Source organism: Arthrobacter tumbae (genome assembly GCF_016907495.1).
GTDB lineage: Bacteria > Actinomycetota > Actinomycetes > Actinomycetales > Micrococcaceae > Arthrobacter_D > Arthrobacter_D tumbae.
This window is the reverse complement of the sequence record NZ_JAFBCC010000001.1, coordinates 661,688-676,456: the sequence shown is the minus strand read 5'-3', so window position 1 is coordinate 676,456 and position 14,769 is coordinate 661,688. Positions and strand designations below refer to the sequence as shown.

The following is a 14,769-nucleotide window of genomic DNA, read 5'->3' as shown; positions in this document are numbered from 1 at the left end:
GGCAGGCCCTTTCGGACCTGCCCTTCACCATGTGCGTCGTGCAGCGCTGATGCCTAGAACTTGGTCGCGGCCTCGGCGTCAGAGTTCTGTGCAGCACCCGTCGCGCTGCCGAGGTTGGCGCGGAGCTTCGCACCGAGATCGGCATCGACGTTGGTCCAGTACTGGATGGCGCGCTCGCGGATGTCGGCGATGGTGACTCCGCTCACGGCACCGGTGATGGTCTCCAGGAAGCGGGCCTTCTCGGCGTCGTCGTAGACCTCGCGGTACAGCGTGCCTGCCTGGCCGAAGTCGTCGTCCTCAGCGTGGAGGCTGTGCGCGGCACGCACCAGGGCGCCGTCGTTCTCCCAGCCGCCCTCAGGCCCGGTCAGTGACGGATCTGCCGCAGGCCCGCCAACGGAGTTCGGTGCGTAGACCGGAGTCTGCGGCGAGTTGAAGAAGAAGCGTGAGCCGCCGTCCTTGGAGTAGTTGCGCACCTCGCTCTTGGGAGCGTTGACGGGCAGCTGCGCGTGGTTGGTGCCCACGCGGTAGCGGTGTGCGTCAGCGTAGGAGAAGATGCGTGCCTGCAGCATGCGGTCCGGCGACGCGGCGATGCCCGGTACGAAGTTCGACGGCGCGAAGGTTGCCTGTTCGATCTGCGCGAAGTAGTTCTCCGGGTTGCGGTTCAGAGTCAGCTTGCCCACCGGAATCAGCGGGTAGTCCGAGTGCGGCCACACCTTGGTGAGATCGAACGGGTTGAACCGGTAGTTCTTCGCATCCTCATACGGCATCACCTGGACCTTGAGGTCCCAGCTGGGGAAGTTGCCCTGCTCGATGTTCTCGTAGAGGTCGCGGATGTGATGGTCGGCGTCCGAGCCGGCGAGTGCCTCGGCTTCGTCGCCGGTCAGTGCCTCGTGGCCCTGTGCAGACTTGAAGTGGTACTTGACCCAGAACTTTTCTCCGGCTTCGTTGATCCACTGGTAGGTGTGCGAGCCGTAGCCGTTCATGGTGCGCCACGAGGCCGGGAGGCCGCGGTCGCCCATGAGCCAGGTCACCTGGTGCGCGGACTCGGGGGAGAGGGTCCAGAAGTCCCACTGCATGTCCGCATCACGCAGGTTGGAGCCGGGGAGGCGCTTCTGCGAGTGGATGAAGTCGGGGAACTTGATGCCGTCGCGGATGAAGAACACAGGGGTGTTGTTGCCCACGAGGTCGTAGTTGCCCTCGGAGGTGTAGAACTTCAGGGCGAAACCGCGGGGGTCGCGCCAGGTATCAGGGGAACCCTGCTCGCCTGCCACGGAGGAGAAGCGCAGCAGCGTCTCGGTCTGTGCGCCCTGCTGGAAGAGCGCTGCCTTGGTGTACTTGCTGACGTCCTCGGTGGCCTCGAATACGCCGAATGCGCCGCCGCCCTTGGCGTGCACAACGCGCTCGGGCACACGCTCGCGGTTGAACTGGGCGAGCTTCTCGATCAGGTAATGGTCAGTCAGCGGGATGGCGCCGTCGCGGCCCAATGCTGAGGAATTGCTGTCGTCGACAACGGGGGCACCCGATTGGGTGGTGCTGTAGTTGGCAGTCATGGATTCTCCTTCTTTCAGTGGTTTTCTACTTGTTCGGGAAGTTCTCGGGAATTCTGACGGCAGTCGGTGCACAGGCCCTGATAGACGACGTCGGCGATCTGGATGGTCATCTGGCTGGACCCGGGCGACCAGGAGGGCGTCAGGCACGGCGCATGTCCCACGGCGCAGTCCACGTCCTCGATCCGGCCGCACCCTGTGCACACGGCGTGGTGGTGGTTGTCGTTGACCCGGGTCTCGTACCGCGCGGGCGAGTTCGGGGTTTCGATCCTGCGCAGCAGTCCGCTGACGGTGAGGTCGGAGAGCACTACATAGACCGACTGGACTGTGATATCGGCGAGTTCGGCGCGAACCGCAGTAACGACGTCGTCGGCGGTTGAATGCGGCGACCGTTCGACGGCGGCGAGCACTGCGAGGCGCTGCTTCGTGACCCGGCGTCCCACTGAACGCAAGGACACAGCCCAAGTGTTCGCGGGGGCGGCATGTTCGGTCATGAAACCAGTCAAACATCTATTCTGAGCAATTCATAATAAGCCATACCTAACGGGCTACGCTGGATGAGGATGCCGGCGATGAAGGGTTGAAGAATGGGCCGTGGGCCATGGGATGACGTAGTCCTCGAGCGGGTGGATTGCAGCACGGTTACCGTGCGGTCGATTCGGTCCGAGGGGCGGCCGGTTGTGCTTGTTCATGGGATCGGAGTCTCTGCACGCTACTTCGAGCCGCTTGCCCGGGAGCTCGCCCGGAACACTTCGGTCTATGCGGTGGAACTTCCCGGGTTCGGGTCGTCTCCGGGGCCGCGCCGGGCACTTTCTGTACCTGAGCTGGGGGAGATTGTGCTGACGGTTCTGCAGCGTCTGGATCTCGGGGATGTGGTGCTTGTTGGGCACTCGATGGGCTGCCAGGTGGCAACCGAGACGGCGCTGCGGGATCCCAAGCGGATATCCAGGCTCGTGCTGCTCGGTCCCACCACCAATGACCACGAGCGCTCCATTCGGAAGCAGGCGCTGCGCCTGGCGCAGGACACCCTGAGGGAATCGCCGGTGGTGAACTTCGTCGTGTTCACTGACTATCTGCGCTCCATCGTGCCGTACCTCAGGACGCTCCCGGCCCTGGTGAATCATCGGCTCGAAGATGCAATAGCGGGTGTCACCTGTTCCGTGGTGCTCATGCGGGGAGGGCGTGACCCGATTGCTCCGGTGGACTGGCTGCGTCGCCTCGCCTCGGCCAACGGGCACGCGGCGATCGTCGAGGTCGAGGGCGCCCCGCACGTTCTCATGTACCACCATGCGGCGGAGACCGCGCACGGAATGCTGACGCGAGACCCGCATGCAGCTGCTTAGGCGCGGCCGGGCGTGGATCCTCGACTATGCCTACGTGGGCTTCTGGCAGGCGCGGGGCTTTCTCTTCCGCGGAGATGCCGCCCGACAGCTGTCCGGGGACAAGGCCCCCGTGATTCTGCTGCCGGGTATCTATGAGCCATGGCAGTTCATGCACCCGGTGGCGTCCCACCTGCACAAAGCGGGGCATCCGGTGCACGCTGTCACTGCGCTTGGCTACAACCGTGGAACCGTTCCCGCGATGGCTGAGCTGGTGGCGCAGTACCTCCGGGAACGGGACCTCACCGACGTCGTCCTCGTAGCCCACAGCAAGGGTGGGCTGATCGGAAAGTACGTCATGACCCTTCCGGATTCCGCGCCGCGTGTCCGCCAGCTCATTGCAGTGAACTCTCCGTTCTCAGGCTCGGTCTACGCCATGTTTGCGCTGCTGCCGAGCCTGCGGGCCTTCTCACCACGGAACCGGACCCTGAATGCGCTGCACGCCAACCTTGCGGTGAACTCCCGCATCACTTCGATCTACGGGACGTTCGACCCGCATATCCCGGGTGGAAGCGAGCTGGTCAGTGCCACCAACGTGCAGTTGGATGTGATGGGGCACTTCCGGATCCTCGGAAACGAGCGATTGCTGGAGGCGATCGACACCGCCATCGCCGAACACGCTCCGGACTGATCCGTCAGGACGGTCCGTTCAGCTTCGCGATCGCGACGGCGTCTGCCGGGCTTGAGAGCCACGGCTCGCCGTGACCGGTGAGCACCTTGTCGGCGGGTAGCGCCGCTATCCGGTCGAGGGAGTCCAGCGCCTGTGGTGAGTTGGCCGTTGCGGCTCCCGAGACGATCTGTGGCCCCTTCGTGCCGGTATAGGGATTCAGGGTGACCAGTGCGTCGCCCACGATCAGCGTTTGCCTGTCCGGGAAGTGGAGGGCTACGTGGCCGGCGGTATGGCCGGGAACGTGGATGACCTCCGGGGTGCCGGGAAGGTTGCCTGCGATTCCGGGCACAAGCGGCAGGGTGTCCGTGACACCGCGGACGGTAAGCGCGCCAGCCATCTTCATCCGGCCGATAATCGGGAGGCTCCGAGGGTTTCGAAGTACGACCGCAACCCGGTTCAGCTCGTGCTTGTAGCGATAGGGGTGCGCGGCAATGTAGGCGTCGTCGGGGTGGACAAGAATGGGCAGGCGGTAATGAGTGCGCAGTCTGGCGGCCGCGCCCACATGGTCAAAGTGCCCGTGCGTGAGAACCAGGGCCACCACTGAATCCTCGAATCCAAGTTCGCGGAGCGCGGCGCGGATGCGTGGCCAGATGCCGGGAAGGCCGGCGTCGATAATCATGACGCGACCGTCCTGCTCAACGAAGTAGACGTTCACGTGGGCGTGTTCGAGCCAGTGGATTCCTTCAGCAACCTCGCTGGTGAGCATGGCGATTTTCCTCCGCTTGGCGATCGGTGAGGCAGGGCTCTGTGAAAGCAACCCTAGCCATCGCTGGAAGGAAAGTCAGCAGGCTGATGAAAAGCAACTGGCAGTGTGAGTCGTTGCCAGAGGTAACCGCTTCGCCGGTAGACTTGCCCGGTGCCCAGACTCCTCGCAGATATCACTCCGCTGAAGGAAAGTCCGGCGTTTCGCAGACTGTACTTCGGCACGGCGCTGTCGGCGATCGGCACCAACCTCACCCTCGTCGCGGTCAGCCTGCAGGTCTACGACATCACAGGGTCCAGCCTGAACGTCGGCCTCATCGGGCTGTTTGCACTGGTGCCGCTGATCTTCGCCGGCCTCTATGGCGGCGCCGTCGCAGATGCGCATGACCGCCGCAAGGTGGCGCTGCTGTCCGGTCTGGGACTGTGGGCGTCAACCATCGGCATCGCAGTGCAGGCCTGGACCGGTGCCAACAACATCTGGCTGCTGTATCTCCTGATCGCTGTGCACAGCGGGTTCGCAGGCATCAACCAGCCCACGCGAACGGCCATCATCCCGCGACTGGTGCGCCCTGAGCTGCTGCCCGCCGCCAATGCGCTCTCCATGATCACGTTCGGGCTCGCCTTCACTGTCGGCCCCATGCTTGCGGGCGTGCTCATCGCCCAGGTGGGCTACGGCTGGACCTACACCATCGACGTCGTTACGTTCACCGCCGCGCTGTGGGCGCTGTTCCGCCTTCCCGCCATGCCGCCGGAAGGGCCGGTGCGCCGCGCCGGCCTTGCCACCGTCATCGAAGGATTCCGCTACCTCGGCACGCGGCCCAACATCCGGATGACTTTCCTCATTGACCTTGCCGCGATGGTCATGGCGCAGCCGCGCGTTCTCCTGCCCGCGGTGGGTGCGGTGTTCATCGGCGGCGGCGAGCTCACTGTCGGCATCCTGCTGGGAGCAAGCGCGTTCGGGGCGGTCCTCTCGGGACTGTTTTCGGGTCCGCTGGGGCATATTCACCGGCAGGGGCGGGCGGTCCAGTGGTCCGTGGCCGGCTGGGGCGCGTCGATCAGCGCCTTCGGGCTGGTGGTCATCCTCGCCGGACGCTCACCTGACGGCGGGATGACGCCGTGGATCATTCCCGCCGCCGTCTGCCTCCTGCTGGCGGGCGTTTCGGATTCGGTCAGCGGCGTCTTCCGCAGCACCATCCTGCAGTCAGCCACTCCGGATGCCATGAGGGGACGCTTGCAGGGAGTGTTCATCGTCGTCGTGGCAGGCGGCCCAAGGCTGGGGGAGCTGGTCGGCGGCGGGTTCGCGGAGTGGATCGGCGAGGGGTGGACGGCGCTGTGGGGCGGGATCGTGTGCATCCTGCTGGTCCTGCTGCTGGCCCGCCTCCAACCGCGCTTCGGCCAGTACGATTCCCGGAATCCGGAGCCCTGAACCTCTGTACTTTTGGCGAGTGCTACCGGCCCAGCAGCTTGTCGTTCAGTTCCTGGGCCCTGCGGTAGTAGTCGATGAGCTGCAACTGGGAGGCTGCCTCCGGATCCAGAACGACGACGGCGCGCGGGTGCAGCTGCAGGACTGACGCCGGGCAGAACGCACTCACCGGCCCCTCAACCATTGCCCGGACGGCGCCGGCCTTATTAGCGCCGAGCGCCACCAGCACCGCCTGGTGGGCTTCGCGGATGGTTCCAAGCCCCTGGGTCAGGCAGAGCTGGGGAACCTCACCTCCGGGGAAGAACCGTGCGTTGTCAGACCGGGTGGCTCCGGCGAGGGTCTTCACCCTGGTCCGGGAATTGAGGGACGACGTCGGCTCATTGAAGCCGATGTGCCCATTCGCACCGATGCCGAGGATCTGGACATCGACGCCGCCGGCTTCGCGGATGGCCGCGTCGTACCGGACGGCTTCGGCCCGCAGGTCTTCCGCGTCCCCGGCAGGTGTCAGCAGTCGGGATAGCGGGAGGTCCACGTGATCCACGAACTCGCGGCGAATGGTTGAGTGGTAGGACTGGTCGTGATCCAGCGGGAGCCCCGCGTACTCATCGAGCGTGAACGCTGTGGCGTCGCTGAAACTCAGCTGTTCTTCCCGATGGCGACGGATCAGCTCGCGGTAGGTTCCCGCCGGCGAACTGCCCGTCGCAAGGCCCAGCACTGCCGGCCCTTGCCGCACGCGTGCCTCGATGATGTCCGCGGCGCGCGAGCCGACCTGCTCCGGTGACTCACAGATGATGACCTGCACAGTTAAGACCTTTCCTTTGGTGCTGGCTGTTGCAGGGCACCTGAGCGGTACACCTGCAGTACTTCGAGCTCGTCCGAGGCGACCACCACATCTGCCCGCCGTCCGGGGCTGAGCATTCCGACGTCGTCGTTCCCGATGAGCCGTGCCGGAGTGGAGGATGCGGCCGCAACAGCATCGGCGAGGTTTATGCCCCAGTCGCGGCAGCGCCGCACGTTCTCCAGCAGGCGGCTGGTGCCTCCGGCGATGGCGCCGGCGGTCCCGTCCGGGGAAGCGAGCCGCGCGGTTCCATTGCGCACCTCGACGTCCAGGGTGCCGAGCGCGTAGTCACCGTCGCTCATGCCGGCGGCGGCCATGGCGTCCGTGATAAGAGCGATGCCGTCCGCGCCGACCAGGCCGAAGACCATCCGGACGGTGTCCGGGTGCAGGTGCGCGCCGTCGGCAATCAGTTCCAGGACCATGGAGTCCGGGGCGCGGCGGGCTGTTTCGAGCAGCACTGCGATCGGTCCTGGGCGGCGATGGTCCAGAGGAGGCATGCGGTTGAACAGGTGCGTGGCCGACCACGTCCCGCCCGGATTGTGCTCAAGGGCCGCACGCATCTGCGCCGCAGTCGCTGCCGTATGCCCGACCGACGGTACGACGCCGTGTTGCCGGCAGAGCGCTACCAGCTCGTCGAAGTGAGCGGTCTCGGGGGCCAGTGTGAGGGACCGTATGGTCCCGCGTCCGGCCTCCAGCCACTGGCGAAGCAGGGCCGGATCGCCGTCGATGATCGCCGCCGGATTCTGCGCCCCGCACATGTCGGCGGCGATGAACGGTCCTTCGAGGTGCAGGCCGGCGAGCGTTCCGTCGTCGACCAGGTCCCGCAGCGCCTCGATCTGTGCCAGCAGCTCATTCGCTGGTGCGGAGACCAGCGAGGCGAGCAGCGACGTCGTTCCGTTGGCCGCGTGGTGGGCCGCGATCGCCCTGGCTCCATTCGGATCGGCGGAGAACGTGTGCCCTGCCCCGCCGTGACAATGGAGGTCGACGAGTCCCGGCAGGATCACCGGGACCTGTTCAACGCGGTCTGGGGCACCGGACGGAAGGGCCGAGGCCGGGCCGCACCATTCGATGCGGTCCCCTGCGAGCCAGACGGCGCCGTCGTCGATGATATTGGCGGCCGGCTGGCCGGTCACCAGCCGGCCGCGGAGTACCCGGTCCTGGCCGGGCGCAGCGTCAGCTGGCATCTGGCCGGGAGTGGAAGTTTTGCGCAGCTCCGGTGACATCGACGCCGGCGGAGTCGCCGAAGCTGCACGAAATTTCAAGGCGTTGGGTGGGCTGCCTGCCACTGGGCGTCATGCGGGTCCTTAGGTTCTCAGGGGCGAACTCATGCTGGCCGGTGATTCCGATGGAGTGGGACGGACTCTCGGCGCGACTACTGGTTATAACCAGTTGTTCTGATATTACAGATACATGGAGAAAACACACAGCCACGGGGAGGGCCAGAAAGGCGAGCTCAAACATCTCCGGCTGCGGCGCCAGCTTCAGGAGTTGGCGCAAGGATTGAAGCCGGGCGAAGCGCTGCCCGGTGAACGCCAGCTCGAGGAGATGTTCGGGGTTTCGCGCATCACGGTGCGCAGAGCCATTTCCGACCTCGTTCGGGACGGCGAGCTGGTAAGGGAAAATGGCAAGGGCACCTTTGTGTCCCATGGCATGGTCCGTTCGGTGCTGCACCTGGCCTCCTTCAATGACGACATGCGCGCTGCCGGGTTCCAACCCAGCACCCGCGTGATCACAGCCGAGCTCTCTGAACCGCCGGACGCCGCTGCCTCGCACCTTCGCCTGACCGAGGATGCACCGGCATACCGGCTGAGACGCCTCAGGCTCGCCAACAATGCACCCGTCAGCGTTGACGAGTCCTGGCTCCCGACGGCGCTGCTGCCCAATCTCCTTGCCGAAGACCTGACCGGTTCCCTCTACCGAGTCCTGTCGACATCCGGGCATCCGGTGCGGCGCGTGGAACAGACCGTCCAGGCAAGTGCTGCGTCAGCGGAGATTGCGCCGCTGCTCGATATCCTGCCGGGGGCTCCGGTGCTCCTCTTCCATCGGCGCTCATTCACCGGGCCGGAAGAACCGGGCACTCCGATCGAGTATTCGATCTCCACCTACCGCTCCGACCGCTACCAGATCTCGATGACCCTCGCGCAATAAAGCGCTTCTACAGGGTCACAGCTGCCCCGTACCGCGACATACTGGGGTCATGGACAAGCTCACCAGCACGCAGATTCTCGACGCCGGGCTCACCGACTGGCGCCAGCTCGCACAGGGCATCCACGCCCGTTTCCGCACCGGCAGTTTCACTGCCGGGCTGCGGTTCGTGACCGCGGTCACCGAGGCCGCAGAAGCCGCCAACCACCACCCGGATGTCACCCTCACCTACCCGCACGTGGACCTGAAACTGATCAGTCACGACGTCGGCGCACTGACACAGCGCGATATGGACCTCGCGCGGGCCATCAGTTCCATCGCGCACGAGCAGGGCCTGACGCCGCAGCCCGGGGCGCTCGCCGAGATCGAACTCGCGCTCGATACTGCAGCGCTTGCAACTGCCGGGCCATTTTGGGCCGCGCTGCTCACTGGCGACGCCGGCAATGTGGACGGGGACGACGTCGTCGACCCTTCCGGCCGGGTTCCGCTGCTCTGGTTCCAGGGCACAGACGCGCACGAGACCCCGCGGCAGCGGTTCCACCTCGACGTGTGGGTGCCTCACGACGTCGCTGAAGAACGCATCGCAGCGGCCGTCGCCGCAGGAGGCACCGTCGTCGATGATGCGCAGGCGCCGTCCTTCACCGTTCTGGCCGACGGCGAGGGCAACCGCGCCTGCGTCTGCACCGTCCTGGAGCGCTGACGGGCTGCGGAACAGTGTGCGGCGCAGCGCCGTTGTACCGGTAGGTAAGTCAACAAGGAGACCAGGTGCACAACCACTTCAATGGGGCCAAAACGGCCCTGCTTTTCGGATCCCTCATGGGGATCTTCCTGCTGTTCGGTGCGGTGATCGCTTCGGCTACGCGCAGCTCGGCGTTCCTCTGGATCTTCGCGCTTATCGGTGTCGGCTCCATCGCGTACAGCTACTGGAACAGCGACAAGCTCGCTATCCGCAGCATGAAAGCCGTTCCGGTGACGGAGCAGCAGGCTCCCGCGATGTACCGCATCGTGAGGGAGCTCAGCACCAAGGCGGGCAAGCCAATGCCCCGGCTGTACGTCTCGCCGACCATGGCGCCCAACGCGTTTGCCACCGGCCGCAACCCGGAGAACGCGGCGGTCTGCTGCACGCAGGGCATCCTGCAGATCCTCAGCGAGCGCGAGCTGCGCGGTGTGCTGGGGCATGAGCTGATGCACGTCTATAACCGCGATATCCTGACCGGGTCAGTTGCGGCCGCTGTTGCCGGCGTCATTACCTCCGTTGCACAGATGTTCGCCTTCACCGGGCTCATGGGCGGCAATCGGAACTCGGGCGGGAACCCGATCGCCGCTCTGCTACTCGCCTTCCTTGCGCCAGTCGCTGCAGGGCTCATCCAGATGGCCATCGGCCGAACCCGCGAGTACGACGCCGACGAAGACGGCGCCCGCCTCACCGAAGATCCCCTGGCACTCGCCTCCGCCCTGCGCAAACTCGAGCGCGGTACCCAGCAGGCGCCGCTGCCGCAGAGCCAGCAGCTGGTCAACACCTCGCACCTGATGATCGCGAATCCGTTCCGCGGCGGCGGGGTGAAGAAGCTGTTCGCATCCCACCCGCCGATGGCGGAGCGCATCACCCGCCTCGAGGGTATGGCCGGCCGCACGCTGCAGTAAATATCCTGTTTCGCCGGATCCCGCCGATCCCGCCGGATCCCGCCGCACCCCGTCGTATCCCGTCGTATCCCGCCGGATCCCGTCGTACCCCGTCGTATCCCGCCGCACCGTCCCACCGAATCGCCGGTTTCACTGGGAATGTCTAGACATTCCCAGTGAAACCCGTGATCCACTGGGACGGTTTGTTCGACAAAGGCAACCAAACGACGACGGCGACGCCCCCTCTCAAGGGTGCGTCGCCGTCGTCGTTGGTTGCCTTGAATGCCTACCGCATGTTCACGAACTGGAGGTCAGCCTCGTCGAAGTTCTTGAGCAGCGTCATGGTGGCCTGCAGGTCATCGCGGGACTTGGAGCTGACGCGCAGCTCGTCACCCTGGATCTGGGACTTGACGCCCTTGGGGGCCTCGTCGCGGATGAGCTTGTTGATCTTCTTGGCGATGTCCTGTGCGATGCCCTCTTTAATGGTGGTCTCGAGGCGGAATTCCTTGCCTGAGGCGTAGGGCTCGCCCGTGTCGAGGGACTTCAGCGAGATGCCGCGCTTGATCATCTTGGACTGCAGGACGTCGAGCACAGCGAGGACGCGCTCTTCCGAGTTTGCCTTCATGAGGATCATCTCGCCGCTGAAATCGACCTCGGCACCGACACCCTTGAAGTCGTAGCGCTGGGCAATTTCCTTCTGTGCCTGGTTCAACGCGTTGGCGACTTCCTGCTTGTCTACCTTGCTCACAACGTCGAATGTGGATTCGCTGGCCACCGTTGCCTCCTTCTGATTGGTATTTTTCCTGCTCCTACCCTAATTCACAGCTTCGCGACAGGTGGCGTTCATGTGCGGGTGAAACGGTGGGAACCTCAGTCGTTCTCAGGAGGAACTCTTGACCGCGCAATCGCGTCGCTACTTTGTCCACGCCCGACATGCTGTTGCGGGGTCGCTGATCATGGCAGCCTCACTGACAGGGGTGGGAGTGGCGCCGTCGGTCGCCGCATCGCCCACAGTTACCCGGCCGCAGGAGCCGGATTCTGAGGCAGCATCCTCGTCCGCCGACCGGTTGAAGGGCGTCCGCTCGGATCTTGAGAACGCTGTCGGTATGGGGCTGGTGACCGCGGACCAGGCGAAGGGTTTCTATGCGCAGATCGAGCGTCGGGTGGCGTCCGGTCGCTGAATTCGGCTGCGCCGGCCCACGATTCGATAATGCGCGGGATGTTCTGTAAAGTTATTTTGCCTGCGGACGGCGATCCGCAGGTGGTCTTCCTGAAGAGTTCTTCTTCACGAGACGTTCGGCAGATTACCCGAGCGGCCAAAGGGGGCTGACTGTAAATCAGCTGGCACAGCCTACGGGGGTTCGAATCCCTCATCTGCCACTTCGCCGGTATCACGGGGAAGTAAGCCCGTTCGAATCTCTTCGGAGGTTCGGGCGGGCTTCTTTCTTGCCCTCTTGTGGGGGAAATTGTGGGGGATGCGTCCGGATCAGGCGCTAAAAGCCCTCGCGTAGGCGGCGCTCACGTCGTCGTTCAGGCGCTTGTCCTTCACCACGTCGAAATACAGGTCAGCGGTAACTGTGATGGTCGAGTGGCCGAGGATCCGGGACACGACGGGGAGCGGCAGACCGTTCTGCAGCATGATCGTCGCGGCCAAGTGCCGGAGGCTGTGAAACACAACTTTCGGGAGTCCAGCACGTTCGGCCATCCTCCCGAACGTCTTGGACACGTTGTTCGGATTCAGTGGGAATCCCAGAGCATCCGTGAATACCAGCCCTTGCCCGTTGCTCCATGCCTCACCAGCCACGAGACGTTCCCGGCCCTGCTGCGCCTTCCATGCCTTGAGGACATCCGGAACCCATCCCGCGACAGGCACCCAACGATCCTGGCCCGCTTTCGTCTTTACGGGCTGGAACCGGATCTCCCGGCCCTGCAGCTGCGCCTGTTGTCGGACGGTTAGGTGACCGGCGTCCAGGTCAACATCCGACCAGCGGAGCCCGCATACTTCCCCGAGCCGCATACCCGTCCCGACCGCGAACAGCACCAGCGGAGCCAGCCGCTCGACGTGGCTGTTACCCGTGCCGCCCTCAGCCTGGACTTCCATCCATGACCGGAACCGGGCGAACTGTTCCGGCGTCCACACGTCCCTACGTTCCCCGGCTTCCTTTGCCACGTGTGCGCCTATGGTGGGGTCTCGGTGTAGCTGACCCGTCCGGAGGGCATCGCGGACTGCGGAACGCAACGTGGCAACGATCCTGCGCTCTGTAGAGGCGCTGACCTGCTGATTGGGTGGCTTGTCCGCGTTGGCCTTCCGGATCCTGACCAGCATCCCGTCTATGTCGGCCGCTTTCAGATCGGTGAGCCGCACCCGTCCGATGTTGGGGAGCAGGTAGTTAGTCAGATGCCCGCGATAGCTTTTGATCGTGGCGGGCCGGATCGTCCGCGCGGTTTCTTTCGCTTCCAGCCAGCGGGTCAGGTAAGCGCCCGTGGTTTCCTTCCTGCGGTCCGTTTCCAGAGTCCCGAGCTTGTACGCCTTGACCGCAGCGTCCCGGGCATCCTTCGCGGTCGCAGCGTCGGGGAACCCGGACTCCCGAACCCGCAGCCGCTTCCCGTCCGGGCCGGGTGGGAACTCCACCTGGAACGCCCACTTGTGCCGCTTGCACCGGGCAGGGCAACCCGCCTCACACCGCTGATAAACGCCTTGTTGCTTAGCCATCGTTCTTTCCTTTCGCCGGAGGGACGAGCCCCATTTTCTTCGCTCTGTTGACCCACGTATTCACGCGGTTGAGCCACGACTTTTGATCGCCGTTGGCTTCGTTCTCGTAATCCTTGAACTTGAGCAGCTGCGCGGCGACGGCTTGCACCGGATTATGCACAGCCGGCTCGTCGCGATACTCGGTGTAGAGCGCCGCAACCAAAGGGAAGTGGCCTTCCGGGAGGGTTGCGTTCCCGCGCGTGGACTTCGGTACCTGTCTCCGCGTGAAGGCGGCGGGCTTGGAGTACCCGTGCGATTCCCAGAGGTTTGCCAGTGCGTCATGCAGGTAGCCCAACTGGAGGCGGGAGTTCGCGATAACCGTTGCCATCCCCCGGAACGTCTGCGCGGGATCTATTGACTGACCGTTGCGCCCTCGCACTTCGAAACGAATGGGGCGCGCTTCCCCGTCCCCGACTTCCCAAGTGATCTGTGCAAGCCAGGGGTCGGGCTCGTGGATGTCGTACTTCACCCCTTGCAGCAGCCACTTCCTCATTTCCGGGTCTGACCACTCGGGAGGCTTCGCTATCCCCCGGAACCGTTGCCCGGTTACGCCTTTCGCGCCTCCGAACGATGTGGTGATGGTGAATGTCTCCATTGCTCCCTGCCGTATATCCGGTTCCCGAATTACTTGTACGCCTCTAAGTGTACGTCTTGAAAGATCAATACGTACACAATGGAGGCATGACAAGCCAAGAGAGGGATGAAGCGATGACTTCGGAGGAAGTGCTGGCCCTGCCACCGTCGATGGACCTGGAGGCGGCGTGCAAGGCGTTGGGGATCTCACGGGTCACGGGGTACAGGCTCGTAAAAGCTGGGGAGTTTCCCTGTCCAGTGGTCCGCCTGGGCCGGGTGATCCGAGTACCTAAGCCGGGTCTGCTGCGAGTGCTCGGGCTCGATCAATCACAGCCGATCAGCAACGACTAACAGCGGAAAGGGAGCACTTCGAATGGACGCAAGATTCCCGGTTCGATATCTGACAGACCGGCGAGTTTTGAGATTGAGCGGCGACCAATTTCGAATGTGGGTAATGGCGACGGCATGGAGCGTCACCAACAGAACTGACGGGCTCATCGACGGCGCAGACCTTCCGCTGATCCCGTCCGCAACGGCAAGGGAAGCGGCTGCACTGGTCAGCGCTGGCTTATGGCGGGTATCAGGCAGCGGTTGGACTATCCAGGACTTCGACAGCACACAGACCAGCAGCGCGGAGATTGAGCGGTTGGAGCGGAAGCGCCGGAATGACCGCGAGTACAAAGCGAAGGTCAGGGCGCAGGGCAAGGGACCGGATGTCGTGCCCGACAGTCGGTCGGATGTCCGGTCGGACATCGAGTCGGATGTCCGGTCGGACATCGAGTCGGACATCGGGTCGGAAGTCGTGTCGGACGGTAAAGGCAAGAGCAAGAGCAAGAGCAAGCTGCAAGGACAACAGGCTGAACCTGAAAGTTTCGCGTATCCGGAGGACGGGAAAGCGTTGCAGGTTCGGCAGTGGATCGAGGGCAACGGCATCACGTCACCGGCTGAGCTTGCAGAGGCTCGCGGGATGGATGAAGCCGAGGCGGTCAAGTGGTGGGGGTCCGCGTTCCCGGGTTGGAGGGCTGCCTGATGGCTTTCATGGATGGGTTCCCTTGTGTGACTGACGGGTGTGAGGGGCTGGCCGCTGATGGTCGTCCGACTTGTGATGCCTGCCATG

The 14,769-nt window shown here is 64.4% G+C and carries 17 protein-coding genes and 1 tRNA gene; 10 read left to right on the top strand and 8 right to left on the bottom strand.

Annotation, left to right across the window (positions count from 1 at the left end):
* Nucleotides 1-53 precede the first annotated feature (53 nt).
* Nucleotides 54-1,550: a catalase gene (locus JOD47_RS03265; RefSeq protein ID WP_204531911.1), complete on the bottom strand. Its 1,497-nt coding sequence runs from the start codon at nt 1,548-1,550 to the stop codon at nt 54-56.
* A gap of 14 nt (nt 1,551-1,564) precedes the next feature.
* Nucleotides 1,565-2,041 (bottom strand): Fur family transcriptional regulator, encoded by a 477-nt coding sequence (locus JOD47_RS03260; RefSeq protein ID WP_204531910.1) that lies wholly within the window; start codon nt 2,039-2,041, stop codon nt 1,565-1,567.
* Nucleotides 2,042-2,134: 93 nt separating this feature from the next.
* On the opposite strand from JOD47_RS03260, the gene JOD47_RS03255 reads away from it, so the two are divergent.
* Both JOD47_RS03255 and JOD47_RS03250 read left to right on the top strand, forming a co-directional pair.
* Entirely contained in the window at nt 2,135-2,890 is a 756-nt protein-coding gene (locus JOD47_RS03255; protein WP_204531909.1) for an alpha/beta fold hydrolase, read from the top strand.
* Nucleotides 2,877-3,557 carry an esterase/lipase family protein gene (locus tag JOD47_RS03250; protein WP_204531908.1) on the top strand — a complete coding sequence of 227 codons (681 nt, stop codon included), beginning with the start codon at nt 2,877-2,879 and terminating at the stop codon, nt 3,555-3,557. Before JOD47_RS03255 ends, JOD47_RS03250 begins: the two co-directional genes overlap by 14 nt.
* A 4-nt stretch (nt 3,558-3,561) precedes the next feature.
* Here JOD47_RS03250 and JOD47_RS03245 read toward each other — a convergent pair whose 3' ends face one another.
* Nucleotides 3,562-4,302, bottom strand: a complete 741-nt coding sequence (locus tag JOD47_RS03245; RefSeq protein ID WP_204531907.1) for an MBL fold metallo-hydrolase — start codon at nt 4,300-4,302, stop codon at nt 3,562-3,564.
* A 150-nt stretch (nt 4,303-4,452) separates the two neighbouring features.
* On the opposite strand from JOD47_RS03245, the gene JOD47_RS03240 reads away from it, so the two are divergent.
* On the top strand, nt 4,453-5,724 hold the full coding sequence (locus tag JOD47_RS03240; protein WP_204531906.1) for an MFS transporter: 1,272 nt from the start codon (nt 4,453-4,455) through the stop codon (nt 5,722-5,724).
* Between the two features lie 22 nt (nt 5,725-5,746).
* Here the strand turns inward: JOD47_RS03240 and nagB are convergent, their stop codons facing one another.
* Together nagB and nagA are read right to left on the bottom strand one after the other, a co-directional pair.
* Nucleotides 5,747-6,523, bottom strand: coding sequence for a glucosamine-6-phosphate deaminase (gene nagB / locus JOD47_RS03235; protein WP_204531904.1), 777 nt, complete (start codon nt 6,521-6,523; stop codon nt 5,747-5,749).
* Nucleotides 6,524-6,525: 2 nt separating this feature from the next.
* Complete coding sequence (gene nagA / locus JOD47_RS03230; protein ID WP_204531902.1) at nt 6,526-7,743, bottom strand: N-acetylglucosamine-6-phosphate deacetylase; 1,218 nt, start codon at nt 7,741-7,743, stop codon at nt 6,526-6,528.
* A 226-nt stretch (nt 7,744-7,969) separates the two neighbouring features.
* Between nagA and JOD47_RS03225 the strand changes: the two genes are divergently transcribed.
* The 3 genes from JOD47_RS03225 to htpX all read left to right on the top strand — a co-directional run bounded on the left by JOD47_RS03225 (nt 7,970) and on the right by htpX (nt 10,348).
* Nucleotides 7,970-8,707: a GntR family transcriptional regulator gene (locus JOD47_RS03225; RefSeq protein ID WP_204531896.1), complete on the top strand. Its 738-nt coding sequence runs from the start codon at nt 7,970-7,972 to the stop codon at nt 8,705-8,707.
* 49 nt (nt 8,708-8,756) lie between these two features.
* Nucleotides 8,757-9,404 carry a 4a-hydroxytetrahydrobiopterin dehydratase gene (locus JOD47_RS03220; RefSeq protein WP_204531894.1) on the top strand — a complete coding sequence of 216 codons (648 nt, stop codon included), beginning with the start codon at nt 8,757-8,759 and terminating at the stop codon, nt 9,402-9,404.
* 65 nt (nt 9,405-9,469) lie between these two features.
* Nucleotides 9,470-10,348, top strand: a complete 879-nt coding sequence (gene htpX, locus JOD47_RS03215; RefSeq protein ID WP_204531893.1) for a zinc metalloprotease HtpX — start codon at nt 9,470-9,472, stop codon at nt 10,346-10,348.
* A gap of 265 nt (nt 10,349-10,613) precedes the next feature.
* Here htpX and JOD47_RS03210 read toward each other — a convergent pair whose 3' ends face one another.
* Nucleotides 10,614-11,102, bottom strand: a complete 489-nt coding sequence (locus tag JOD47_RS03210; RefSeq protein ID WP_204531891.1) for a YajQ family cyclic di-GMP-binding protein — start codon at nt 11,100-11,102, stop codon at nt 10,614-10,616.
* Between the two features lie 118 nt (nt 11,103-11,220).
* Between JOD47_RS03210 and JOD47_RS03205 the strand changes: the two genes are divergently transcribed.
* Complete coding sequence (locus JOD47_RS03205; RefSeq protein WP_204531889.1) at nt 11,221-11,508, top strand: hypothetical protein; 288 nt, start codon at nt 11,221-11,223, stop codon at nt 11,506-11,508.
* Nucleotides 11,509-11,625: 117 nt separating this feature from the next.
* Nucleotides 11,626-11,707: transfer RNA gene (locus tag JOD47_RS03200), tRNA-Tyr, on the top strand.
* A 106-nt stretch (nt 11,708-11,813) separates the two neighbouring features.
* On the opposite strand, the gene JOD47_RS03195 is transcribed toward JOD47_RS03200, so the two are convergent.
* A complete protein-coding gene (locus JOD47_RS03195; RefSeq protein WP_204531888.1) occupies nt 11,814-13,040 on the bottom strand; it encodes a tyrosine-type recombinase/integrase in 1,227 nt (408 codons plus the stop codon).
* Nucleotides 13,033-13,674: a hypothetical protein gene (locus tag JOD47_RS03190; protein ID WP_204531884.1), complete on the bottom strand. Its 642-nt coding sequence runs from the start codon at nt 13,672-13,674 to the stop codon at nt 13,033-13,035. Before JOD47_RS03190 ends, JOD47_RS03195 begins: the two co-directional genes overlap by 8 nt.
* Nucleotides 13,675-13,760: 86 nt before the next feature.
* On the opposite strand from JOD47_RS03190, the gene JOD47_RS03185 reads away from it, so the two are divergent.
* Together JOD47_RS03185 and JOD47_RS03180 are read left to right on the top strand one after the other, a co-directional pair.
* Entirely contained in the window at nt 13,761-14,003 is a 243-nt protein-coding gene (locus JOD47_RS03185) for a helix-turn-helix transcriptional regulator (protein WP_204531883.1), read from the top strand.
* A gap of 103 nt (nt 14,004-14,106) precedes the next feature.
* Nucleotides 14,107-14,682 carry a hypothetical protein gene (locus JOD47_RS03180; RefSeq protein WP_204531879.1) on the top strand — a complete coding sequence of 192 codons (576 nt, stop codon included), beginning with the start codon at nt 14,107-14,109 and terminating at the stop codon, nt 14,680-14,682.
* The last annotated feature ends 87 nt before the right edge of the window (nt 14,683-14,769 follow it).

Excerpts from the sequence above, each read along its gene's own strand:
- JOD47_RS03265 (WP_204531911.1), bottom strand. The coding sequence starts at position 1,550 with ATGACTGCCAACTACAGCACCACCCAATCGGGTGCCCCCGTTGTCGAC.
- JOD47_RS03260 (WP_204531910.1), bottom strand. The coding sequence starts at position 2,041 with ATGACCGAACATGCCGCCCCCGCGAACACTTGGGCTGTGTCCTTGCGT.
- JOD47_RS03255 (WP_204531909.1), top strand. The coding sequence starts at position 2,135 with ATGGGCCGTGGGCCATGGGATGACGTAGTCCTCGAGCGGGTGGATTGC.
- JOD47_RS03250 (WP_204531908.1), top strand. The coding sequence starts at position 2,877 with ATGCAGCTGCTTAGGCGCGGCCGGGCGTGGATCCTCGACTATGCCTAC.
- JOD47_RS03245 (WP_204531907.1), bottom strand. The coding sequence starts at position 4,302 with ATGCTCACCAGCGAGGTTGCTGAAGGAATCCACTGGCTCGAACACGCC.
- nagA (WP_204531902.1), bottom strand. The coding sequence starts at position 7,743 with ATGCCAGCTGACGCTGCGCCCGGCCAGGACCGGGTACTCCGCGGCCGG.
- JOD47_RS03225 (WP_204531896.1), top strand. The coding sequence starts at position 7,970 with ATGGAGAAAACACACAGCCACGGGGAGGGCCAGAAAGGCGAGCTCAAA.
- JOD47_RS03220 (WP_204531894.1), top strand. The coding sequence starts at position 8,757 with ATGGACAAGCTCACCAGCACGCAGATTCTCGACGCCGGGCTCACCGAC.
- JOD47_RS03195 (WP_204531888.1), bottom strand. The coding sequence starts at position 13,040 with ATGGCTAAGCAACAAGGCGTTTATCAGCGGTGTGAGGCGGGTTGCCCT.
- JOD47_RS03190 (WP_204531884.1), bottom strand. The coding sequence starts at position 13,674 with ATGGAGACATTCACCATCACCACATCGTTCGGAGGCGCGAAAGGCGTA.
- JOD47_RS03185 (WP_204531883.1), top strand. The coding sequence starts at position 13,761 with ATGACAAGCCAAGAGAGGGATGAAGCGATGACTTCGGAGGAAGTGCTG.
- JOD47_RS03180 (WP_204531879.1), top strand. The coding sequence starts at position 14,107 with ATGGCGACGGCATGGAGCGTCACCAACAGAACTGACGGGCTCATCGAC.